Origin of the sequence: Synechococcus sp. H55.10 (assembly GCF_047502715.1) — a bacterium.
Taxonomy (GTDB): domain Bacteria; phylum Cyanobacteriota; class Cyanobacteriia; order Thermostichales; family Thermostichaceae; genus Thermostichus.
On record NZ_JANSJJ010000279.1, the window covers coordinates 1 to 518 of the forward strand.

The 518-nt window shown below is 57.7% G+C and carries 1 protein-coding gene; it reads left to right on the forward strand.

Annotated elements, in window-relative coordinates:
• Positions 1-223: 223 nt before the first annotated feature.
• Positions 224-518 (forward strand): PD-(D/E)XK nuclease family protein (locus NW858_RS13140; RefSeq protein ID WP_414520660.1); only part of this gene is annotated, 295 nt, incomplete at its 3' end.

The window sequence follows — 518 nt, forward strand, 5'->3', positions numbered from 1 at the left end:
GTGTTAAAGGAGCGCTGGGTGGCCTGCACTGCTTTGTTCATCAACTCCTCGATCTCAGCTAGCTCCACGGCCTTTTCCTCGCTCTCAAGACGGTTTGCCAAGGCTCAGGCGCTAGTGGCCAAAAACCAAAACCTCTAGCGCCAGCCTGAGTTTAATTCTATCCCTTTCTAGAGGCCATTCTTTGTCCTGGCAGCCGACCCAATTGCAGTCCCCTAGAATCGTCATGAACTTCTCGTCTTGGTCCATGTCCGGGATCCCTTCCGCTCTTTCCTCGCTGAGGCTGTGGCTTGAGCAGGTCAACCTCTCGGCTTCGGCTCTATCGCTATTGGACTACTGCCCCCGCTTGTTTTGCTACGTGTACCTAGAGCGGCTCCTCTGGCCTGCAGCCAATGCCTTTGAGCACGAAGCAGAACAACGGCGAGGCCAGCAGTTCCACCGCCTGGTGGAGTGGTACAGCCGCGGGCGGCAGGTGGAGCCGCGCTTGTCTGCCTTGGACGAGACAGTACGCCAGTGGTGGC